The sequence below is a fragment of the Shewanella sp. SM74 genome (genome assembly GCF_025653725.1).
GTDB classification, from domain to species: domain Bacteria; phylum Pseudomonadota; class Gammaproteobacteria; order Enterobacterales; family Shewanellaceae; genus Shewanella; species Shewanella oncorhynchi.
Genome location: NZ_JAKKRZ010000002.1, coordinates 25,715 through 44,636 on the forward strand (window position 1 = coordinate 25,715; position 18,922 = coordinate 44,636).

The window sequence follows — 18,922 nt, forward strand, 5'->3', positions numbered from 1 at the left end:
CCTCCTACTCTTTTAACTGGCCTTCAAGCACTTGGTATTGGGCTTGCTGCAATTCAACTAGCGATAACTTAAGTACTTCCACTTGGCCATCATTAGGTGTGCGCTGTAATTGCCACTGGCTCGCGATAAGTAATTTACTATTGCTCGCTGGGTCATTGGTTGCTTGCCCTTCCATTGGATACACATAGAGCAAGGTTTGATTATCGTTATCCCATAGCACGGCCTCGGGCTTAGTCAGCAGCAGCGGTAATTGCTGTAACTGGTTAGGCGTCACCGAGGCATGCGCTGTACTGAGTTGCCGCTCAGTTATAGCGAGCAATGCGCTAGGCTCGCGGCCTAAACGTGCTGTTACCGCTGCTTGAATCGAGGGCGTCATAAAACCTAAAGCCTGTACGCCTAAGCCTGGTCGTCGTTTCTGCCCTGGATTGGCGGCAAGGACTTCATCCGTCCATTGGGCAAACTGGGCGTGGCGCAGTGGGCTATTATTGAGTGCTTGAATAAACTGCGCGCGGGTATCGAGGGATTGAATAGTGCCAAGCTTTTTAGCGACGGCCACGTCGGTACCAAAGGCGGCTTCGCCTGGACTATAGGCCCAACCTAAATCGGGGCTCATGCTGCTGCCATCGGGCAGATCGATACGCGCATGGGGCACGGTTAACACTTCACCCGTTCCGCGTGCGACTGTCTCTGTGTCAAAGCGCTGGATATAACCTTCGCCATTTTCCACAGTGATCCCCATCGCCTTCACTTGCGCCTCGGTGAGCGCCCGAACGCGGCAACGACAGCCCCAGCCATTGGGAGGATAAATGATGTCCCATATTGGATCGTCAAAGCGGAACACTTTACCCCTAAGCCGCGCATGGGCTGGCCGTGTTTGGCCGTCATCTATCGCCACATACTGCCAATAGGGGTGGGTTTTAGTGCGCGATAACATGCGCCGATAGCGCCCAGCCATGTAGGCGGTTTGCAGGTTTTGACGATAGATAGTGTTTAACCGATACGGGCTACCTAGCTGTACCTCGCGGCCATCGATCTCTTGTTTACCCCACCATCCGAGTTTTTCGAGCTGCGGTTTAAGGTTGGCCTGAAACTGCTTAGCGGTTAACCCTTGGCTTAAGGCTGCATCCACTTCATTACGGATCGCCGTGAGCACATCCATCTGTGCCGCCTTGGCCACAGTAAAGGCTCGGGCGTGGGCGCGAGTCCACACGTCTTGCCAATCGTCACTGATGGCAAAGCCTTTGGCACGAAAATAGGCCACCGCATCGGCGGGGGCTTGGTTAATGGCAATGCTTAAATCAACGGTTTTAGGCACTCTTTGTTTAGGCATTAGCAATACCCCACAGTTCAGCCACAAACATTAACCGCGCGAGCATTTCGGTAAGCTGCTCGGTATCCATGGCGGGGTAGTCCTTTTCCAGTTGCGCCCGCAGCTGCTCCGGCTCGCTCTGCAGTTGTGCCAGTAATGGCTCTACCATCGCCATATAGGCTTCGCTCATTTGCCCTTGAGTGAGTGCATCCAAGGCTTTATCTAAGGCGGTTTGGCTCGGTTCACTCAACGGAGCACTAGACGGTTGAGCGGCTAAAGCCGCCAATGCCGTCTGGCTAGCAGCGCTGGCATTGGGGTCTTCTTGCTGGATCACCAACACGGCTTCACCATTAGCGGGCTTAGGGATTCGGGTCTTTTCATGCAGCCAGTTTTGTGGGATCTGCATGCCCATGCTGACGAACGCACGCAGCGGATAAGCTAAGGCCCGTAAGTCTTCGGCTTCTGTGGTATCAAAGACTAAACGAGGATGGCGACGATGGCTTTGATAACTCTTACAGTTAAGCGCATACAAGGGGGCCACTAAGTCGCGGGTTAAGGTTTCGGCAATCAGGCTAAGGTCAGCATCGCGCAGCTCTTGGCGCACTTCGTTATGCACGTTTCCGAGCGCATTAGTTGAGCTTTTACCATCGGCTTGGCTGGTCAAGGTGCCGCCTAAAATCACCTTGCTCATGGTCTTTTCAGCCCAGCTAATCATCAAATCAAAGGGATCGGCTTGACCTGTGGCGGCACTCTCAAAATCCATCACCATGCCCTTGGGCATAATGCCACCCGCGTTATGGCCAATGCTCATCACTGCATTTAACAGGGCGCGCTTTTCCTCATCGCTGGCACCCGCAGGATACTGACCAATACGCAGCGGCAAACCGTAAATCTCAAGGAACTCAGCTAAGTCGCGCACACTGTAGTTTTTAAAAATAAACGGCCAGATTAACTGACGCACTAAACCACTGCGGCTAACATAGCCCGACTTGGCTGGGTGAATATGTTTAATCCAACCAAAGGGCCACAGGTCAGCGCCATTGACCGTGGCATCACGCAGCCGCAGTTCGTTGCGCCGCTCAGGGTGAGTCATAAACCAAGACGGATCGCGATACTCTGGCACTTCAATAAACCATTCCCCTAGCTCTCGCGTCCAGGCTAACTCGTGCATGCTAAAGCCCTTGAGAATGGCATCACTCATTGACTTAATGAGCGTCTTTATCCAGTTACCTTCTTCGAGCATCTCTTGCAGATATTCAGTGTCGGCCTTTTCCTGTGGCGTCGGGTTACGGGGTGGAATTAAATAGTAATCCACGCCGATCAGTGCCCGTTTGCGTTTGTCTAACTCGGCATATAGGTGGCCGTCTTTCTCTTCGATATCTTCGGCTAGTTCACATTGGGCAATGAGATCGCCTTGCTCGGCGGCCTGCAAAATATTGGCTGCACTGGCGGGCGTTAAGCCACTACTCGGGTGCTGACTAAAGGTACGTTGCAGACCAATTAAACGCACATCGTCGGTCTGCAGCGCTTTGGCTTCACGCTGTTTAAACGGCCGACCACTGGCGTCCAAAATACGTGATTCAGTTATTTTTTCTTGCATTACCAGCAACCTCGCTGCGTTTGATGATCATCATCCTCATGGGCACTTGCATGGGCATTCGGATTGCGGTGATCACTTCTTGGAATGGGGGTGAACTCTATGGGGGCACCGTCTAAGGTGGAGGCGTATACCATCAAGAACAGGCTGATCGCGGCATCCCCATGGCGTTCTTTTTCTTGGCCTGTGCGTACATCGCCAAGGCATGGCGTACCTCGACGGTTAATGCTCAAGGCCCGCAGGTCAGTACTGGTGTCGTCATCCCTTGGGATAGTGATCAGCCCATCTTCAAAGTGACTTTTAAAGCGTGGCATTTGTTCGCGGTAAAAGGACTCAGATAGCATCACGCAGGCGATCACTTCGCTGCCGTATTTATCCTGGGCGTATTCAGCAAGCGCTTGGCCGTTACCGCGCGCATCCATCGCGCCGCCCCTCAACCGTGGTAAGCGGTCCACAATGTAAAACAGGATCTGCTCTTGTTGGCGAAAGGGAATGTTTTTAAGCTCGACCTGTAACTTGGTTTTGATGTGGAGATCTTGGGCGATTTCCCCCACGTCAATCACAGTTAAGTCACCACTACGGGCAAAGTCTTCACCAAAGCAATGGGGGCGTGCAGGGTCTAAGCTATCGAGAACCGACTTTAGTTCATCCTCACACCACTTAAGGATCTCCGCCGCCCGTAAACCCTCTGGCCATTGTCCAAAAGCATCGTCTTTTTTAAGGCGAATAACGGGGCCGCTATCTGTCACGCTGGCCATGCGGGCTTCGATTAACGCGCGGTTAAGATAGGCACCACCGCCCGATTTAGGCACGCAGAAGTATTCTTCTAATGCGTCCTCTTCGGTAGCTGTGGCTTTGAGTAATTTCGCTTTCCAGTCATCCTCGGCCGCTTGGCTCCATTCGATGCCGCGCACTTGGCAAATACGCTTATACAGCCCCTCGCTACAGGCATCGTCCAAGGTGACACGGTGAATGGAGTAATCTTTTTTACCCGCACGGGAATCGTTAATCAGCTCATTGAACTGGTTATCAATGCCATTATGGGTGGAGATCAAGCGTACCTTCGCGCCCCACATGGTCAGCGCCAATGCAGCTTTTAGTACTTCGGCCAAGCGTTCGTGGAACGCCGCTTCGTCTATGGTCACATTGCCTTGCATACCGCGCAGATTCGAGGGATTACTCGATAGCGCCTGCACCTTAAAACCTGAGGCAAAGTAAATGGCAAAGGTCAGGATCTCTTTACCGTCTTGGCCTTCATCAACAAACACTTCTTCTTGGATTTCGCCTGCGGCTTTATCAAATACTTTGGCCCACATGGCCGCAGCGTCGATAAATTCCCGCGCCATCTCCTTGTTACTGCCCACATAAAAATGGTTAGTCCCCCCTTGGCCACGGGCAGCGCCTGCGGTAAGAGAAGCATCGGCAGCCTCAGCCCAAGTGAGTCCAGTTCGGCGCGACTTTTCGGCAATTTTCAGCGGTGACTCGTCGGCTATCCAGCGTTTCTGATAACCGAGCAGCACCTCTTTAGGATCAAAGCGACTTAGGCAACTTGCCTCATACGTGGGATCAAAGCAGCTTGCCGTTGGCGTGATGGCTAGCGCTACCGCAGTCGCGGCTGCTAACACCTTTTTCTTAATGGTCATCAGGCAATCCCCAGTATTTCGCGCTTAAGCAAGGCCACGGCATCACTGGTTAAGCCAGCGGTTTTCGCGACCTTCTCGGCGGCATTAGCCGCTTCGGCCGCGAACGCGGTGCGGATCTCTTTCTCGCGCTTATGGCTGGCCATGGCAGCAGACTCCAAACGCTGCACCGCTAACATGGCATCTTTAATCATGCCAACATCGGCACCTTCGCCCGTTTCATCTTGGTTTAATAGGGCTTTAAACAGCTGCGAACGCGCCATTTCGAGGATGAGTTTAGTCACTTCACCCGTGGGCTTGTCACCCAGCTCTGCCGTCCACACTTGGGTGATCTCACGCATTTCGCGCAGGGATTTACCCACAGCCTCCATCTTGGTGGCATAGCGGTTGATGCCTGCGCGGGAAAGCTGGTTTTCCTCAGGCAAGCCTGCGGCTTTAATCAGCGCATTGATTTCATCGAGCAAATCAATCTGCTGAATCGAACCATTACGCAGCCCCGCATCGAGCTTTTTACGGATAGGATCGGGCATTAAATCCACCTTAGAGCGGCGACCTCGGGTTTCATTTGCCATTGTCAGCTCCTTTAGAAGACTTTATCGAAGCAGCAAGATCCTTCTGCGCTTGAGCCATGGCTTTTTGCAAAGCTCTTTCGGCCTGTGCGACTTGGGGCACTTTGGCGAAATACATCTTGCGGAACTCACCTTCGATATACCGCTTACCTTCTTTTTCCATCATGGGTTTAATGACTTGGTTTTCTACATCAGCGGTAACCAAAGCGAGGGCTAAGTGATAAAGCACGTTCTTTTGTCCAGCAGTTAACGGCTTAACGGCCATGGCTACTCTCCCGCCCGTGGACGTTTAACCCCTGGCACTACCGCGCGGCCTGTCGCCACATCTTGGCCGCGACCTGTTAGCGTGGCCGTGGTCACTTTGCCCACTAACTCGGTTTTAATCAGCCCTTGCTCATTAAGCCAAGCGAGCTGCACCAGCAAGGCATCGCGGCTAATGTCGAGGCCGTAGGCATTTAAGCCATCTTGTAAGATGGACTCATTGAGCGCGAAGGCTCCCGCCTCGGTCAGTAATCGAAGCACCACAAGGCGTTGGTGCTCATTGATAATTTGCTGCATCGCCATTATTGGTGGCCTCCTTTCAGTTCGTTTTCGAGAAGCATGTCGGTCTTGGTTTCTAAGCGCCTAATGCCTTGTTCCATTGCGCCAAAGCGCTCACCTAAACCTGTGAGGGTTTTATCGAGCGCATGCAGTTCGTCACGGGTAGGCATGTACTCCAATTGCATTTCAGTTTCGCTAAGGCGCTTGTCGATTTCAGCCACCTTTTGGATCACCTTTTCATGCTCAATTCGTGGGGTAAATCGCGTGCTAAACCACGCCATCAGCAGTGCACATAAAACGCTAATGACGCTGCCAATGAAGCCCCAATACTTACCGAAATATTCAAATAGCGATTCGATCATAAACGCTTCCCATAGCGCATCTTCTGGCGCTTATCTTCATCTTCTTGGCAACTGATACAGCGCAACTCGTTAAGCCGCTGTGGCTCATTTGGCTCTAAGCAATCAATACAAATACCATTGCCTTGGCGATGCTGTTTGTGCTTGGCGGCATCCCTTACTGCATCAACGCAGGCAGCTCGCTCGCGGGTTTCCATATTGCTAGCCCAATCGGTTTCGTCCATGGGGTTCCTTATTTTGTTTGGTCAGTTTGATGGCGTTGCCGCCAATCGTGCAGGGCTTGCCAGTCGAGGTTGCATTGCCCAAGGTCAGTGAGTAGCGAGAGCATTAGCCCCGCTGACTTTGGGTTGGATAGGCACTGTTCCTTCTGGGTTTGCAGGCACTGCAATACCTGTAGTGGAACCTGAGTGACGTTGCACTCTCGCATCAGTACTTCGGGCGGCAACACATATTGGGTCTTGTAAATAGGCACGTAACGCACAGCGGGCGGCGTTGTCGAACACGCGCACAACATCGTTAGGCACACTAGCCACACGCCATGTTTGTGTTTGTTCATCCTGGGCGTCCTCAAGTAACTGGGTGAGTTGATGGTTAAGATCTTGATTGCGGTTGGCTAACGCGGCCTTTTGCTGCTCAACGGTTTGCACCTGTAGGGCGAGGGTTTCGCCTTCGTCTTTTAGGGCAATGCGTTCAACGTTGGCGTCTTGTAGCCATACCGCTAGCGTGTCTGCGCTCTGTTTTAGGGCAGCATTGTCAGTTAACGCTTGGGTGAGCTGGCTCTTAGTGCTCTGCTGTTGGTGGTACATCAGCCCAATGGTGACTAATGCCAGTGACAAAAATAGCCACTGCACAGTGCTAATGATTTGTGAGGGATTCATTGCGCGCCCCCCTTTGTTTGCGAGAGGCCCAGTTCGCTTAAGCAAATGGTCTGCTCTTCGGCGCGGCGTTTAATCAGCCCATTTAGGCGCACCTTGACACCTAGGCGGGTGCCATAGGTCCAACCATTGCAGATGCGCTCACCCGTTTGAGGATTGGTGGAACAGGCCTGCGTTAGCTCCTTGCAGGCACCCACACGATCCCCTACAAGCAGCTTTTTACGCAGGGTTGAGCTGGCAAAATTGCCATAGCCCGCCCAATGCATAAACGACAGATAGGCCGCATGCTCGCCATCAGTAAGTGCTACAGGGGCCGTGAGTTGCAGCAACTGCTTATCAGCGCGAGCGATATCCTTGGCAAAAATCTCCATGCATTGTTGCTCGGTAAAGGTTTGCCCAAGCCTCAAGTCTTTGCTCGTATGGCCACGACAGGCGGTCAGCACGCCAACCGCATCGATATAGACGCTCAGGCTATTCCCTTCCCATTTATCGGTAAGCTGTGCGCCAGTGATGGCCGCCGAACTTAAGCCAGCAGCCAGTAAAATAGCCTTGAGTTTACTGTTCATTTGGCACCGCCATAGCTTGTGCCTTGCGTTGCTCGCGGGCTTTTAAAACATGGAGGTGAGTGACGGCATGCCAGCCTTGTTCAAAGTAGCTTTGACGAGTGAGACTGTGGCTATACACGGGTACGGTGGCGGGCACATCGCCTGCTAACTCCGCCTTGATGCGGGCATTAAAACCGTCCTTAGCGCACTGGCGATAGACTCGGTTTTGTATGCGTTTGGGCTGCGCATTCGCAATCGGCATACTGTTAACGCCGCTGCGATAGTTGTTGTGGGTGACAAAGGCCATAAAAAAACCGAGACAGTGAACATGGGTTCATTGTCTCGGCTTAAGGGTTTGGAGTGGATTGGAAAGGTTTCGGGATTAGCTAAGGGTGAATAACTTACTTATTCTCTTGCTTTTTCCCATTGCCGGGTTCTTTATTATTTCTAACAAACTCGACACCTAATCCACCATCGTTTTTACTACGTTTATCACTACTGCCCGTGGCTGGAACAGAAGGCGTTCGGTCATGTTTATGTTGTTCACTCATTATATTCCCCTTAGTAATATCAATAAAAACATAGTTATAGCTATAGCGCACAAAGAAAAAATGACGTCGTTTGATGATAAGTCAAAGCAGTCTTCCTTTACCTTCATCATGTCTCGGTGTTTTGCAATCGTAGCTAAATATGTTTCTGCAATTAATTTAGCAGATTCTTCATTATCTTTAGCTAACAACTCGAGCAGTGCTTTATTCATCGCTGGACGAGGAAGCTCCATTAATTGGATGCCTTTATGAGACTGATACATAGCACTAAGCAAAGCTAGTAAAGAAACAACACTAGTAACGATAATAAAAATGGCGGAGATATATGAAAATTCGCTTATATGAACGTAAAGCCATGCCAGAAAACTTGTTAACAGCACCAGTACGCTCAAAATATAACGCAATAATTTTGATAGCTTATCATCAATGCTGTAAAACCTTTTAAGCTCATCATCCCAACCTGATTTAGCATAATCAACAACTAATTTTGCCGATGAAGCTTTCTCAAGTACTACTTCTTTATTACATTCTTTCACGCGTTCTAATCCTCATCGAGAAAAGTGAATCTATTCTCTAACCAGTTGTTAGCACTGAGAACAAAGACTAATGCACTAAAATCATTGTGCAATTTCTCATAGGTAGTTTTTTCATCTATCTTAATTGCTAGCATTTTAATCTGGACTAACTTTTTACAAATTTTCCCTAAAACATATTCCTGTTCAAAAGGAAAATTTTCCTTATACCTATGATCGAAAATCACAGCATGCCAATCACATGGATTAAGGTGCCCATCAGTCAAAAGTCGTAGAGTTAGTACATCATCGGAATGATATCGATTATCATAAGAACGGATCATATAATTTAACTCATCAACATTAGATTTTAACTCATTCACATAATGATCTTTCACTTTATCATTTTTAAATGTTTGTACTTGTTGATGTTGGCTCCACAATTGCCAAAAAATAGCTAACCCTGCAATAGGTGTTAATACACCCGAAAAATATGTACCAAAACTCGCCCAATCTTGCATTTTCATTGATAGTTCCATCCCCCAAAAATTTATCATAAAAGGAGAAAGTGCCGCGAAAATAAATAATATGGCTATCCAAAAAGCAAAACTTTTAAAAAAATCCATGTAGATCCTACTAATTAATCTCAAAATTATTTAAAGATAAATTGTTGATTCGCGCTTAATCTAGTCCCTGTGTAGTTCAAAAAACAGGGGTAAAATTCACTGCCTGCATAAGCACCATAACTGTTCTTTGCATTAATTTTGATCTGTAATACTCTTCTAGCACCACTATCATCCTGAAGCCAATCGAAAAAATGCCCTTCAACTTTAACCGAGTCAGGATCTTTAAAGCCAGCATAATGCTTAAGTACTTCAACGCATTGTGATACTAACTCATCTTCATTTACGGTATTTTCGCCAGAGTGCAACTTGGCAGGTGGAGTAATAATGATAGGTTGCGCATCTTCCGCACAGGGAGTTTGGCTATAGGTATCAATACCGTCATTGGTGCATTTGTAGATTTCAGCATTTACATGAGTGCTTAGCAGCACCACGATGCTTGTGAGTAATATCCATTTCAGCATGCTTCAACATCCTAACTGTTTAACATATATTGCAACTTTGTTGAGTTTATCGTCAAAATAACGGAATAAAAAGGGCTACTTCGTAGCAGCCCTGTGATATAGATTAGATTTCAAAACAGTCGCCTTTGCTTCCTCGCCACAAATGCTGCCCTTTGCTCTGCCACTATCTGACTGATCCGGCGTTCGGTGAGTCCATAATCACGGCTTAACTGCTCTAGGTTATTTCCCTTAAACTCGCGCCAAATGCGGATATCCCGCAGCGCATCCTTGAGGCGTTCGCCATTGGGGATGTAGATATCGCGCCCGCCTAGGTAGGCGCTTAGGCTAGTAGCTAAGGCTTCGCTCACATTATCCGCGTTATCAATATCGTATTGCTTTAGGGTTTGGCGCATCACATCGCACAAGCTTTGTAGAGTTGAGGGCCAGCGGCGAATGAAGTCCTCACGCTCATCTGGCTTAAGCGTGGCTAAGGTTTCGAGGGCTTGTTCCAGCTCGGCGGCGCTGGTGGACAATAAATCCAACTGGTTTTCTGGAATGCTAACCGCGTTTAAGATGTTCTTACTCATAGCCATGCCCCTCGTATTGCGCGACGATCACTTCATAGTTTGCGGGGCGTGTACCTGCTTCATTCATCTTTAGCCGCTCACCACGGACAATAATGCGCTCGATAAGTACGCGCTTATGCCAGTTTTTCAGGCTTTCAAGTACCTTGTAGGCTTGCGGTTCTGTCATCCAAGCGGTGACGTCCACGCCTTGGGTTTGGTTATTAGTAATGCGGCTGCGTAGCGTCATGCGACGCACATAGGCATCGAGCGCCGATTCACTGTTATCCTGGATAACTAAGTGGTGGCCCATGGTGATCCAAATGGCACGTATTTTATCTATGCTGGCCAATTTACTTTTACCCGCAGCAGGACTTAAACGGCGCTTTTTATGGGGGTTTAACGTGGGTTTAAAGCCCTTTTGTTTAAACACTTCTAACGCCTGTTCAAGCTCGGGCAAGTTCATTGCCCGCAGGGAATCTTTACCCGTGGCATTTTTCAGCATGGCGCGGTAGATGGCTTCATCGAGCTGCAATGATCCCTTAGCCACATTGATTAAGGTGATCAGACGCTTCTTGTGTTGAGCGACTGGGTGCGCCTGCGCATTAGTCTGCACAGGGGCTTTTTGATTAGTTTCTAACATTCGTCATCCTCATCGGTTGTCGCACTGGATACTATCTTGATGGCTTTAGGTTGACTCTTAAGCTGCTGCCAATTCGGTGTTGCTGCATTTAAAAAGTTAACAGCCCAAAGCTCACGATCGGCGAGCAGTTCTGCCTTAGTTTTCCCCTTACGAACGGGCATAACTGGGCAGTTCGCAATGGCATATTTGAGTAAGCGTTTAGCATAGGGTGTCATCTTGTTCACTCTTAAAATTAGTGCTCTTTTTGTTAGCTGCTCATCAGTACCCAGCCACTACACTGGATAGACCTCGCCCCAATGACTGGAGCGGGTTTCGCAGGGTTAACGCATTGCTGGCTTTGGTTCTAGCAGTTCTAAATTATTGAGTGACTTCTCCATAAAAAAGGCGATCACAGCGCGGCGCTCGCCCGCAAACTCTTTGCTTAACTCCTTAAGTGCATTGAGCAGAGCGGCGCACATCATCAAGCAGTAATGCGGTCTTTCAGCAGCTAGGCCACTGAGTTCGCTGCGCAGATTGTCAAAGCTGGCTTCAAGTAAGGTCGCTTGGCGTAATTGAAACGCCACCCGATCGAGTGCGGCTTGGTTGTCATCGAATAGGTGTTGAATGCCCGATTGTGTACTGAGTGTCATGATGTGCTCCTTGCCCCCTAAAGGGTGCTGATATCCAGTGGTAGTTGGGTGTATTTGCCATTAGGCTGACGCTCATATAGGCGCAGGTACTGGCTAGTGCCTGTGATTTGAATCGCGTCGGCTATGGCGTCCATGGCCCGTTTCCAGTTGGCATCGTCGATATCCAGCTGGCGCAGACTGAGTACTTGATTAACGTCGATTCGGCCTTGCTGGTTTACCCGAAAGGCATGCTCAACCATGGCCATCAGGCGGGTATCCGCGCCACCGCTCCAACTTTTAATGCAATCATCAATCAAGGTTTTAGCGGTTTGAATGCGCTCATCAAATACGCGGTGTTCACCCACTGCACGGCGCACTTGGTATTGGCCGTCGAAGGAAGTGAGCAGAATATTGCCCTTAGCGCCGCCGAACTTAGTGCCATACTCCGATGAAGACAGTTCCACAAAGTCATTGATATTTGCCATGGTGGTTAGCTTGAATTCGGTCATCGACTGACGCAGCAGCTTGGCGTTATTGACTATGGTCTTGACCACTTCATCGCGCAGTTTGTCTACTGGCTTAATGCGATCTTCATGTACTAAATCGCCTACCGCGTTTTTGCGGTAGCCCTGCGGAATAGCGGCTTGGTTGTGGGTTTGTTCTTGTGTGTTCATCTTATTTGTCCTCATTCCAGCGCACTGTCACGCCATGAAATTGCACCGCCATACAACGGCGACGAATACCTTTTATGTTCTCGATAATCTCAACTGCCATGCGTTTAAAATCACGGCTTGGAACGTCAATTTGGATAACACCGCGATGCTGGCTAACGACCTTCATCCCACGAAGCCTTAAGGCGGCAATCACATTGATAGCTTTTGTTTGCATGTTATTTACCTTTCCATTTGTTATCCCAAAGGGCGCTATTTAGGCGGTTAGCCACCTTTTGCAACTCCCTTTCGAGTAGTTCGATATGCTGTAGTTGATCGCCCTGGGCGAGTCGGCGACAGAACGCGAGCTGTTCCTCTACGTTGTAACGACTGTCTGTCGCGGATTGCACATCGATCCTCTGTGTTACTGCCGACTGCTTTAACTGCGAATGTGGGCAGCCACCGCGACAGGCGCGATAGAGTCGGACGCGTTGTGGGTTGGTAGAGCTAAAAGGCCGTTCTTGATTGTCTTTGCAGGTATCAACGCTGATTTGTCCTGCAACGGGACACTGTACGTGGTGACGTAAGTAGCGCCCTTCGACACGATTTTTAATGGTGTCGATATTGCCTTTGTATTTGTTCAGCAGGACCTGATTAAGCATGGTCGGACTGACACCTAGCTCTCTGGCAATCTGCGCTTGGCTGCTCTCACTGACTTTTAACTCAAGCACTTGGAACCAATTGTCCTTGTTCATAGCGCCTCCCTATAGGGATAAAACTTCGATTTGGTTGGTGCATAAATACCGTCATCGATTAGCTCTGGCGCTAAAGCGCCACAGTCAACGTTGAGGTGATAAATGATCATTTCCTCTTCGATAGCTCTGATGCGGATCAAGCCTGCACGTTGCAGGGCATTGAGGTAACGCTTTACCGTTGAGCGCGCCACCCTGGCTGTGACCATGATTTCTTCAATCGAGAAATTGCGCATGATGCGGCAGCTGTTCCAGATCCGCTGATTCGCTTTAATCTTAGCGAACTGAGACTGGCGCTTTAACGGGCTGTCATCGTTTAACCAGTAGCGGTTGGTCAGCCCTGTACGCCCTTTCCATTCGAGTGTTAAGCGCCCTTCTCGATACAAATCACGTAAAAAGCGATTTGCGAGGCACTTGGGCATTCCCGATGCATCGGCAACTTGTTCAGCACTAAAGCTGACTTTTCGATTGCGACAACAACACATAAACAACCATGCGCTGTGCCTTAACGGGGTTGAGCGTTTGACTTGTGCCATAACGCTTAACCCACAAGGCTTGGACGTCGAACACCATGGAATGGCTGTGCACCCCAGTGTTCTGCTGTGACGTAATCGAGTTCGTTCATTTTGGCGAGACGTTCGATTTGATTAAGGCCAATGACAATGCGACGAGCCTCACCACTGCTGGCTTTACGCAGTTCATCAAGGAGTTCTGGTTCGACTTTGATGTCGTTGTCTAAGAGGGAATCGGCCATCACCATGACGTCATCTAAGTCGGCTGGTCGAAACTCAACCCACTCTGAAATACGGTTAAAGAACTGTTTGCGTGTACTGATACGGCGGGCGATTTGGTCCATACCAATGAGGATCACTGGGACTTCGGTGTTGTCGTAGAGATCGCGCACGGTTTCAAGCATACGAACGTCCGACATGAGGTAGTCGGCTTCATCGATAAACAGCGGGCGTTCGTACATGCTCATTTGCTCGATAGTGAAATCGACCATCTTATTAATGCGCCACATGCCGCTCGATCCGAGTTCGCCCACAATACGGTTCATTAGCGTACTGGCACTGTCTGTGGCCATGGCTCGAACATAGATACCGTTCACTTGGTTAAACAGATAAGTGGTTGCAGTTGTTTTACCAAAGCCACTTGGGCCGTGGTACAAACCGAGACCTGGTACACCTATGCCTCGGGTACAAAGGTTATCGAAGGCGTCTTGGGCTGTCAGAACATTTTTTACAGGTGCGATCACTGCTTTCATTTTGTATACTCCATTTGCTTTAGTTTTATGGCCTTCATGGCCGTTATGGGTCATAAGTGCTCAGTTGGTCGCTCTGCGCTTATGGCCCATGATTTCATCAATCCGTTTTGCCCCTAACTTGTTGTGCTTTTTGTAATCCTTTAGGAATGCATCCTCCTTTGGCGTTAATTCACGGTTGAGAGATTCAGCGGCAAGCAAACGTGCCTTTTCGTGCTCATTACGCACTAAGGTTGCATGCTGTTGATTAATGGTGTTTTTACGTTCTTCAATCGCTTTACGCTTCTGGCGTAAATGCTCAATTTGTTGGTCGCTATAAGCAGGCTTATTGGTTTTAACGAGCTGCTCTGCAGCCTCAGTTAATGCCATTAAACTGGGGTTTTGGTGGGCTATTGGCTGGGTTGGAAACTCGACTAGTGACTTAGCCTGCTTGGCATAGTGCTCGATAACGGTTTGATGGATCTCGCCTATGTTGAACGTTTTAGCGAGTTGCTTCATTTCGGCCCTGAAACTACGCAGTGCCTTAGCTTCTTCTTTTTTGGTTTGACGATAAGCCGCAGGGCTGATCTCTTGACCTAAAAGACGGCTATCAACTGCTTCGATTCGGGTTTCCCAATTATTGATCGGGTATATAAACGCTCGAGCGACGTCAGTTGGATCGAGAAATACACGGACTCGTTGCCCTTTCCACTCATGCTCCAACATTTCCGGTGCCGTATAACGCAATCCTCCCGCTTTAATAAAGCCCTTAAGGATGGTGTACTCGCCAACGTGGTTAAGCAGGAGATCTAAGGCTTCTGGATGTTCGACAGCCCGCACTTGATATTGAGCTGCGCGATAGACTTCATTGGGTGTTTTACCCTTTAAGCCATCGTGTGCGCGGAGGTGATAATAGGCATCAACCCAATTATCAAGAAGTTGCTGTAATTCCGGTTGCGTCATACGGAGATCGTAATCAGCCTTTTCGTTCTCTTTCTTGTTGCGCTCTTTAAGGCGTACCGCAAATTCTTTTCGAGCCTCGATAGCCTCGCGGTCATTGACGTTATGGCCAATGTAGCCAGGCAGCAACTCAATAAGATCATGGCTGAGCGTCTTAAAGAAACGTTCGATAAAGGGCTTTTCCCAACCCGAGTATGGGTTAGCTCGGCTTTGTTCTAAATCGAGTAAGTGATAGATGCTCGTGGTTCGCTGGCTGACATAATCGCTACCATTATCGGTACGCATTAAGCCGCCTTGGTTTGGAACTCCCCAAGCCAGCAAGGTTTTACGCATTAAAAGGCAAATGCCTTCGCTTGATGAAGTAGGTGAAACAAGCAGTTTGACGCGACGTGTGAAGCAGTCGATCACCGCAATAATGGTGTGTCGCCCTTCTTTCAACATGGCATCGACTGGGGTTGAGTCAAATTCCCATACATCGTTTGGCGCAGCCATCCATGGATAGGTTTGCTCAACTGCAGTCCGGTATTTATCGTTGAATTTTTTAGGGTTTGTAGTGAATGTAAAAGCCGCTTGATTCTGGCTTATCCATTTATTCACCCAGCGGCGAATGCTGGAGATGCTTGGGATCTGCCAAGGCATGTCGGTTTTTATCGCATAGATCTCGGCTAGCTTTTTAAGCTGCTTTGCCTTGCCTGCCAGATGCGGTTTGGCAGTGATCAGCCCCTTTAGGAAGTCGGCTAAGTCGGGCTCGTCATTCAGTAGACAAGGACGCTCAACTTTATATTTACCAGCGAGTGCGCTAACGCCATCTTTTTCTAAGACCTTTTCCCAACGGCGGATCGTTACAATAGAAACGCTGCTAATAATTGAGAATACCCAGTCCGGTAGTGCAATCGAACGCTGGGCATACGCTTTGCAGAATGCTTTTTCACCATCAACGAGCTTGCGAACCTCAAGGTAAGGCATGCAGAATTTAGCCTTGGCATTGACGATCAGCATCTTTGCATCTGCCCGCTTTTGCGCTTTATCAGGTAGATTTATAAACTGCTGAATGCTCTTGGCTTTTTCTGTTTGACTCACTGCAGGGATTTGCAGTTTGGCAACAGCAGATCCCGCACGCATCAGGGACGTTGGAGATGTTGCTATCTTCTCCGCTTCCTGTTTTGCCAGCTTCTGACGAGCCTCAAGGGGTAAACTATTTAGGTGATATTCAAATCCTCCACCTAGCCCTTGTCGCCTCTGCTTTTGCCAGTTTTCATGTTTTGCCCTATCACGAACGCGTCTATCCCCGACATCCAATAGCTCTGCAATTTCTACAGTGCTAAACCATTCCTTAGTCATGGTGCTCTCCCACTAAATCAACACCAAGGTACTCAGATAAAGCAGCCATGATCTTGATGGCTTTTAAGCGTTTAGGTTTACGACCTGTATTGGGTGCAAACCATTGAACGCACTTCTGAACCGTCCTTGGGTTATATCCATGCGTAATCGCCCACGCACGGCAGCTTTGTCCATTTGCGAGCAAGGCTGCATGTATATGACGAGCGCTTTCTATCTTCATAAGAATTACCGTGCTAATATTTTGATTACGTTCGCATTGCGAACGAACGCAGTTTAACTACAATACGTTACGCACTGCGTAACGTATTGCGAATATAGATCCGAGTTAAGCACAAATCAACAGCTTTCTGCTTTTTTGCGCAGAAAATTACGCACTAAAGTTATTTTAGTGCGCAAAAGATTGATGTAGTTTCGGTTGAATATTCAGTAAACCATTACTTATTCGGTAGTTTTTAAGTAATAACTATTGCTCTCTTGAGCGTTAAATAGATTTTGGTTCGAGGAAAATAATGAAGTCGGAAGCCTTACACTCAGATCCAACTTTAGATCCGACTTCCACAACTGAAGTCGGCACTCTTGCTGACCGTATTTCGGAAGCAATTGGGAAAAACAGTATTAGAGAGTTCGCCATTAAAATTGGCGTATCTGAAGGCACCCTACGTAATCTAATCAAAGGTGGAGAACCTAAGTTAGATACAGCAATACGTATAGCAGAAGAGGCTGGCGTGAGCATTCGTTGGCTTGCAACTGGCAATGGCCCTAAATACCCCAATCGCCAACGCGATGAAATTTCCCAGGAAGGTGTTGTTTACGTCCACCAAGACCAATTCAATGAAGAGTATTTCTTGATTGAAGGCTATGACGTGGTGGTAAGCACTGGGCATGGTGCGTTTAATGATGAAACAGGTGTACGCAGACGGCTGCCGTTTAGAAAGAACTGGCTTAAATATCGTGGTTTAAAGCCCGAGAATCTCAAAGTCGTCTATGCCAAAGGCAATTCGATGGAGCCCGCCATACACAGCGGAGATAGCTTACTGGTTGATATCAGTAAGACGATGCTAGAAGACGGCTGTATCTTCGTATTACGCCTGGGCGACGATCTTTATGCTAAGCGCTTACAGAAACTGTTTGATGGCGGCATAGAGATACTCAGTGACAACAAGGAGTATAAATCTCAGATTGTCTCTGCGGGTGAACTGCCAATGCTGCAAATTATTGGCAAAGTCGTTTGGATGGGTAAAAACCTCGATTAAATTTTTAAAAGTTCCGAGTTTATCAATCTTGATGACCTATGATTTTTTTTCAAAGCTGGCGCATTGTTTATGCTCCGGCTTTGTTTTTATCAATCCTAGTGAATCACTTCCGACTTAACTCTTCACTCGAACAACTCTTGTACACCAAGGCCTCCCGCCTAGTTTCAACTAATCTCGGCTGTTCTCACTTATTGTCAATCCATTTGACTGGTTACAAGTTGTAGTAGCGCATCTGGTGCCACAACTTATAGTGAAGTGCATCACTTAATTTGAAAAACAGCTCACGCTAATTCGATAAAGCCTCAATTAACACCCCCATCAACAACAGTAAACTTGTTAAAACAGAAAAACGGGCTTTAACGGCGAAAAGATAACCCACGTTTTCTATCGGTATAAAGAACTGAGTAAATTCACATTACCCCACCTGAGATCCTTTTTTGAGCGGTTTGAGTCTTAAGTACTCGACCAAGTACCGAAAACGGTGTCGATTATTTAGCGAATGATTTCAATTTCATAGAATCACCGCTTAAAAACGATGGACTCAATTATGGCTATATTGCGAATTGTTAAGTGGTTTTTCACGAAAAATGTCGAATTCTGCACCACGATGCACATTAGATGAGCACTTAACAGCATAATTACACTTTTTTTAGTAACTCGAGTTGACTCATCCAACAGAGCGTTTTACTATGCGCTCCGTTCTCAACGAGTCGCTACGATTGTGTGAAACGATTCCCCTGTAGTTCAGTCGGTAGAACGGCGGACTGTTAATCCGTATGTCACTGGTTCAAGTCCAGTCAGGGGAGCCAATTTAAGCACATGATAAAAATGAGTTAGAACAAGCAGTAAGATAAGTTGTAAACAATTCCCCTGTAGTTCAGTCGGTAGAACGGCGGACTGTTAATCCGTATGTCACTGGTTCAAGTCCAGTCAGGGGAGCCAATTACATTATCAAGCTGAAGCATTAAAATGATTCCCCTGTAGTTCAGTCGGTAGAACGGCGGACTGTTAATCCGTATGTCACTGGTTCAAGTCCAGTCAGGGGAGCCAATTTAAGCAAGCTAAAAAGTCGATAGTAATATCGCAACTCGATTCCCCTGTAGTTCAGTCGGTAGAACGGCGGACTGTTAATCCGTATGTCACTGGTTCAAGTCCAGTCAGGGGAGCCATTTAAAAAGTGTTATTTCTGTAAAGTCGATAGCAATATCGCACCCTCTACTCCCCTGTAGTTCAGTCGGTAGAACGGCGGACTGTTAATCCGTATGTCACTGGTTCAAGTCCAGTCAGGGGAGCCAATTTATTCTTCGTTTTGTTCTCGTGCCTTTGCCTCTTCCGGCTTCAAGTTACCCTAT

The 18,922-nt window shown here is 48.2% G+C and carries 27 protein-coding genes, 5 tRNA genes and 1 other RNA gene; 6 read left to right on the forward strand and 27 right to left on the reverse strand.

The window, feature by feature from the left end; translation table 11 throughout:
* Nucleotides 1-4 precede the first annotated feature (4 nt).
* From L5M49_RS02175 to L5M49_RS02305, 27 genes are all read right to left on the reverse strand, one after another.
* Nucleotides 5-1,330, reverse strand: coding sequence for a phage minor head protein (locus L5M49_RS02175; RefSeq protein ID WP_263265359.1), 1,326 nt, complete (start codon nt 1,328-1,330; stop codon nt 5-7).
* On the reverse strand, nt 1,323-2,909 hold the full coding sequence (locus L5M49_RS02180) for a DUF935 domain-containing protein (RefSeq protein WP_263265360.1): 1,587 nt from the start codon (nt 2,907-2,909) through the stop codon (nt 1,323-1,325). Before L5M49_RS02180 ends, L5M49_RS02175 begins: the two co-directional genes overlap by 8 nt.
* Nucleotides 2,909-4,549: a hypothetical protein gene (locus tag L5M49_RS02185; protein ID WP_263265361.1), complete on the reverse strand. Its 1,641-nt coding sequence runs from the start codon at nt 4,547-4,549 to the stop codon at nt 2,909-2,911. Before L5M49_RS02185 ends, L5M49_RS02180 begins: the two co-directional genes overlap by 1 nt.
* Nucleotides 4,549-5,118, reverse strand: coding sequence for a DUF3486 family protein (locus L5M49_RS02190; protein WP_263265362.1), 570 nt, complete (start codon nt 5,116-5,118; stop codon nt 4,549-4,551). The genes L5M49_RS02185 and L5M49_RS02190 overlap by 1 nt, the downstream gene beginning before the upstream one ends.
* Nucleotides 5,108-5,380: a hypothetical protein gene (locus L5M49_RS02195; RefSeq protein ID WP_212600744.1), complete on the reverse strand. Its 273-nt coding sequence runs from the start codon at nt 5,378-5,380 to the stop codon at nt 5,108-5,110. Before L5M49_RS02195 ends, L5M49_RS02190 begins: the two co-directional genes overlap by 11 nt.
* A gap of 2 nt (nt 5,381-5,382) precedes the next feature.
* The gene (locus L5M49_RS02200) at nt 5,383-5,679 is read right to left on the reverse strand and encodes a hypothetical protein (RefSeq protein WP_006087224.1); all 297 of its coding nucleotides are present in this window, start codon (nt 5,677-5,679) and stop codon (nt 5,383-5,385) included.
* The gene (locus L5M49_RS02205) at nt 5,679-6,017 is read right to left on the reverse strand and encodes a DUF2730 domain-containing protein (protein WP_006087225.1); all 339 of its coding nucleotides are present in this window, start codon (nt 6,015-6,017) and stop codon (nt 5,679-5,681) included. The genes L5M49_RS02200 and L5M49_RS02205 overlap by 1 nt, the downstream gene beginning before the upstream one ends.
* Complete coding sequence (locus L5M49_RS02210) at nt 6,014-6,238, reverse strand: hypothetical protein (protein ID WP_263182297.1); 225 nt, start codon at nt 6,236-6,238, stop codon at nt 6,014-6,016. Before L5M49_RS02210 ends, L5M49_RS02205 begins: the two co-directional genes overlap by 4 nt.
* Before the next feature lie 84 nt (nt 6,239-6,322).
* Nucleotides 6,323-6,892, reverse strand: a complete 570-nt coding sequence (locus tag L5M49_RS02215; RefSeq protein ID WP_263265363.1) for a hypothetical protein — start codon at nt 6,890-6,892, stop codon at nt 6,323-6,325.
* On the reverse strand, nt 6,889-7,455 hold the full coding sequence (locus L5M49_RS02220) for a lysozyme (protein WP_263265364.1): 567 nt from the start codon (nt 7,453-7,455) through the stop codon (nt 6,889-6,891). The genes L5M49_RS02215 and L5M49_RS02220 overlap by 4 nt, the downstream gene beginning before the upstream one ends.
* Nucleotides 7,445-7,741 carry a hypothetical protein gene (locus tag L5M49_RS02225; protein WP_263265365.1) on the reverse strand — a complete coding sequence of 99 codons (297 nt, stop codon included), beginning with the start codon at nt 7,739-7,741 and terminating at the stop codon, nt 7,445-7,447. Before L5M49_RS02225 ends, L5M49_RS02220 begins: the two co-directional genes overlap by 11 nt.
* A gap of 94 nt (nt 7,742-7,835) precedes the next feature.
* Complete coding sequence (locus tag L5M49_RS02230; protein ID WP_158497646.1) at nt 7,836-7,985, reverse strand: hypothetical protein; 150 nt, start codon at nt 7,983-7,985, stop codon at nt 7,836-7,838.
* On the reverse strand, nt 7,985-8,518 hold the full coding sequence (locus tag L5M49_RS02235) for a hypothetical protein (RefSeq protein WP_263265366.1): 534 nt from the start codon (nt 8,516-8,518) through the stop codon (nt 7,985-7,987). Before L5M49_RS02235 ends, L5M49_RS02230 begins: the two co-directional genes overlap by 1 nt.
* Before the next feature lie 5 nt (nt 8,519-8,523).
* On the reverse strand, nt 8,524-9,120 hold the full coding sequence (locus tag L5M49_RS02240; RefSeq protein ID WP_263265367.1) for a hypothetical protein: 597 nt from the start codon (nt 9,118-9,120) through the stop codon (nt 8,524-8,526).
* 26 nt (nt 9,121-9,146) lie between these two features.
* Entirely contained in the window at nt 9,147-9,581 is a 435-nt protein-coding gene (locus tag L5M49_RS02245) for a hypothetical protein (protein ID WP_263265368.1), read from the reverse strand.
* A gap of 110 nt (nt 9,582-9,691) precedes the next feature.
* Nucleotides 9,692-10,147 carry a Mor transcription activator family protein gene (locus L5M49_RS02250; RefSeq protein ID WP_006087231.1) on the reverse strand — a complete coding sequence of 152 codons (456 nt, stop codon included), beginning with the start codon at nt 10,145-10,147 and terminating at the stop codon, nt 9,692-9,694.
* The gene (locus tag L5M49_RS02255; RefSeq protein ID WP_263265369.1) at nt 10,140-10,766 is read right to left on the reverse strand and encodes a gp16 family protein; all 627 of its coding nucleotides are present in this window, start codon (nt 10,764-10,766) and stop codon (nt 10,140-10,142) included. The genes L5M49_RS02250 and L5M49_RS02255 overlap by 8 nt, the downstream gene beginning before the upstream one ends.
* Entirely contained in the window at nt 10,760-10,981 is a 222-nt protein-coding gene (locus L5M49_RS02260) for a hypothetical protein (protein WP_263265370.1), read from the reverse strand. The genes L5M49_RS02255 and L5M49_RS02260 overlap by 7 nt, the downstream gene beginning before the upstream one ends.
* 30 nt (nt 10,982-11,011) lie before the next feature.
* An RNA gene (locus tag L5M49_RS02265) (hammerhead ribozyme type II) lies at nt 11,012-11,084 on the reverse strand.
* A 2-nt stretch (nt 11,085-11,086) separates the two neighbouring features.
* The gene (locus tag L5M49_RS02270) at nt 11,087-11,395 is read right to left on the reverse strand and encodes a hypothetical protein (RefSeq protein ID WP_113939654.1); all 309 of its coding nucleotides are present in this window, start codon (nt 11,393-11,395) and stop codon (nt 11,087-11,089) included.
* Nucleotides 11,396-11,412: 17 nt separating this feature from the next.
* The gene (locus tag L5M49_RS02275; RefSeq protein WP_263265371.1) at nt 11,413-12,048 is read right to left on the reverse strand and encodes a DUF3164 family protein; all 636 of its coding nucleotides are present in this window, start codon (nt 12,046-12,048) and stop codon (nt 11,413-11,415) included.
* Between the two features lies 1 nt (nt 12,049).
* Nucleotides 12,050-12,262: a hypothetical protein gene (locus L5M49_RS02280; protein ID WP_063884365.1), complete on the reverse strand. Its 213-nt coding sequence runs from the start codon at nt 12,260-12,262 to the stop codon at nt 12,050-12,052.
* Nucleotide 12,263: 1 nt separating this feature from the next.
* Nucleotides 12,264-12,779 (reverse strand): hypothetical protein, encoded by a 516-nt coding sequence (locus tag L5M49_RS02285; RefSeq protein WP_131524989.1) that lies wholly within the window; start codon nt 12,777-12,779, stop codon nt 12,264-12,266.
* On the reverse strand, nt 12,776-13,312 hold the full coding sequence (locus L5M49_RS02290; RefSeq protein WP_076500566.1) for a hypothetical protein: 537 nt from the start codon (nt 13,310-13,312) through the stop codon (nt 12,776-12,778). Before L5M49_RS02290 ends, L5M49_RS02285 begins: the two co-directional genes overlap by 4 nt.
* Nucleotides 13,313-13,317: 5 nt before the next feature.
* Nucleotides 13,318-14,040 carry an AAA family ATPase gene (locus tag L5M49_RS02295; RefSeq protein WP_012089134.1) on the reverse strand — a complete coding sequence of 241 codons (723 nt, stop codon included), beginning with the start codon at nt 14,038-14,040 and terminating at the stop codon, nt 13,318-13,320.
* 60 nt (nt 14,041-14,100) lie between these two features.
* Complete coding sequence (locus L5M49_RS02300; protein WP_263265372.1) at nt 14,101-16,317, reverse strand: DNA-binding protein; 2,217 nt, start codon at nt 16,315-16,317, stop codon at nt 14,101-14,103.
* Nucleotides 16,310-16,537: a hypothetical protein gene (locus tag L5M49_RS02305; RefSeq protein WP_041411143.1), complete on the reverse strand. Its 228-nt coding sequence runs from the start codon at nt 16,535-16,537 to the stop codon at nt 16,310-16,312. The genes L5M49_RS02300 and L5M49_RS02305 overlap by 8 nt, the downstream gene beginning before the upstream one ends.
* 289 nt (nt 16,538-16,826) lie before the next feature.
* Between L5M49_RS02305 and L5M49_RS02310 the strand changes: the two genes are divergently transcribed.
* From L5M49_RS02310 to L5M49_RS02335, 6 genes are all read left to right on the forward strand, one after another.
* A complete protein-coding gene (locus tag L5M49_RS02310) occupies nt 16,827-17,570 on the forward strand; it encodes a S24 family peptidase (RefSeq protein ID WP_263265373.1) in 744 nt (247 codons plus the stop codon).
* 733 nt (nt 17,571-18,303) lie between these two features.
* A tRNA-Asn gene (locus tag L5M49_RS02315) sits at nt 18,304-18,379 on the forward strand.
* A 57-nt stretch (nt 18,380-18,436) separates the two neighbouring features.
* Nucleotides 18,437-18,512 (forward strand) — tRNA-Asn (locus tag L5M49_RS02320).
* A gap of 32 nt (nt 18,513-18,544) precedes the next feature.
* Nucleotides 18,545-18,620, forward strand: a tRNA-Asn gene (locus tag L5M49_RS02325).
* 43 nt (nt 18,621-18,663) lie between these two features.
* Nucleotides 18,664-18,739, forward strand: a tRNA-Asn gene (locus L5M49_RS02330).
* Nucleotides 18,740-18,789: 50 nt separating this feature from the next.
* Nucleotides 18,790-18,865, forward strand: a tRNA-Asn gene (locus tag L5M49_RS02335).
* Nucleotides 18,866-18,922 lie beyond the last annotated feature (57 nt).

What these genes read in the sequence shown, in the direction of transcription:
- L5M49_RS02175 (WP_263265359.1), bottom strand. Translation starts at nt 1,330, where the DNA reads ATGCCTAAACAAAGAGTGCCTAAAACCGTTGATTTAAGCATTGCCATT.
- L5M49_RS02180 (WP_263265360.1), bottom strand. Translation starts at nt 2,909, where the DNA reads ATGCAAGAAAAAATAACTGAATCACGTATTTTGGACGCCAGTGGTCGG.
- L5M49_RS02185 (WP_263265361.1), bottom strand. Translation starts at nt 4,549, where the DNA reads ATGACCATTAAGAAAAAGGTGTTAGCAGCCGCGACTGCGGTAGCGCTA.
- L5M49_RS02190 (WP_263265362.1), bottom strand. Translation starts at nt 5,118, where the DNA reads ATGGCAAATGAAACCCGAGGTCGCCGCTCTAAGGTGGATTTAATGCCC.
- L5M49_RS02195 (WP_212600744.1), bottom strand. Translation starts at nt 5,380, where the DNA reads ATGGCCGTTAAGCCGTTAACTGCTGGACAAAAGAACGTGCTTTATCAC.
- L5M49_RS02200 (WP_006087224.1), bottom strand. Translation starts at nt 5,679, where the DNA reads ATGGCGATGCAGCAAATTATCAATGAGCACCAACGCCTTGTGGTGCTT.
- L5M49_RS02205 (WP_006087225.1), bottom strand. Translation starts at nt 6,017, where the DNA reads ATGATCGAATCGCTATTTGAATATTTCGGTAAGTATTGGGGCTTCATT.
- L5M49_RS02210 (WP_263182297.1), bottom strand. Translation starts at nt 6,238, where the DNA reads ATGGACGAAACCGATTGGGCTAGCAATATGGAAACCCGCGAGCGAGCT.
- L5M49_RS02215 (WP_263265363.1), bottom strand. Translation starts at nt 6,892, where the DNA reads ATGAATCCCTCACAAATCATTAGCACTGTGCAGTGGCTATTTTTGTCA.
- L5M49_RS02220 (WP_263265364.1), bottom strand. Translation starts at nt 7,455, where the DNA reads ATGAACAGTAAACTCAAGGCTATTTTACTGGCTGCTGGCTTAAGTTCG.
- L5M49_RS02225 (WP_263265365.1), bottom strand. Translation starts at nt 7,741, where the DNA reads ATGGCCTTTGTCACCCACAACAACTATCGCAGCGGCGTTAACAGTATG.
- L5M49_RS02230 (WP_158497646.1), bottom strand. Translation starts at nt 7,985, where the DNA reads ATGAGTGAACAACATAAACATGACCGAACGCCTTCTGTTCCAGCCACG.
- L5M49_RS02240 (WP_263265367.1), bottom strand. Translation starts at nt 9,120, where the DNA reads ATGGATTTTTTTAAAAGTTTTGCTTTTTGGATAGCCATATTATTTATT.
- L5M49_RS02245 (WP_263265368.1), bottom strand. Translation starts at nt 9,581, where the DNA reads ATGCTGAAATGGATATTACTCACAAGCATCGTGGTGCTGCTAAGCACT.
- L5M49_RS02250 (WP_006087231.1), bottom strand. Translation starts at nt 10,147, where the DNA reads ATGAGTAAGAACATCTTAAACGCGGTTAGCATTCCAGAAAACCAGTTG.
- L5M49_RS02255 (WP_263265369.1), bottom strand. Translation starts at nt 10,766, where the DNA reads ATGTTAGAAACTAATCAAAAAGCCCCTGTGCAGACTAATGCGCAGGCG.
- L5M49_RS02260 (WP_263265370.1), bottom strand. Translation starts at nt 10,981, where the DNA reads ATGACACCCTATGCTAAACGCTTACTCAAATATGCCATTGCGAACTGC.
- L5M49_RS02270 (WP_113939654.1), bottom strand. Translation starts at nt 11,395, where the DNA reads ATGACACTCAGTACACAATCGGGCATTCAACACCTATTCGATGACAAC.
- L5M49_RS02275 (WP_263265371.1), bottom strand. Translation starts at nt 12,048, where the DNA reads ATGAACACACAAGAACAAACCCACAACCAAGCCGCTATTCCGCAGGGC.
- L5M49_RS02280 (WP_063884365.1), bottom strand. Translation starts at nt 12,262, where the DNA reads ATGCAAACAAAAGCTATCAATGTGATTGCCGCCTTAAGGCTTCGTGGG.
- L5M49_RS02285 (WP_131524989.1), bottom strand. Translation starts at nt 12,779, where the DNA reads ATGAACAAGGACAATTGGTTCCAAGTGCTTGAGTTAAAAGTCAGTGAG.
- L5M49_RS02290 (WP_076500566.1), bottom strand. Translation starts at nt 13,312, where the DNA reads ATGGCACAAGTCAAACGCTCAACCCCGTTAAGGCACAGCGCATGGTTG.
- L5M49_RS02295 (WP_012089134.1), bottom strand. Translation starts at nt 14,040, where the DNA reads ATGAAAGCAGTGATCGCACCTGTAAAAAATGTTCTGACAGCCCAAGAC.
- L5M49_RS02300 (WP_263265372.1), bottom strand. Translation starts at nt 16,317, where the DNA reads ATGACTAAGGAATGGTTTAGCACTGTAGAAATTGCAGAGCTATTGGAT.
- L5M49_RS02305 (WP_041411143.1), bottom strand. Translation starts at nt 16,537, where the DNA reads ATGAAGATAGAAAGCGCTCGTCATATACATGCAGCCTTGCTCGCAAAT.
- L5M49_RS02310 (WP_263265373.1), top strand. Translation starts at nt 16,827, where the DNA reads ATGAAGTCGGAAGCCTTACACTCAGATCCAACTTTAGATCCGACTTCC.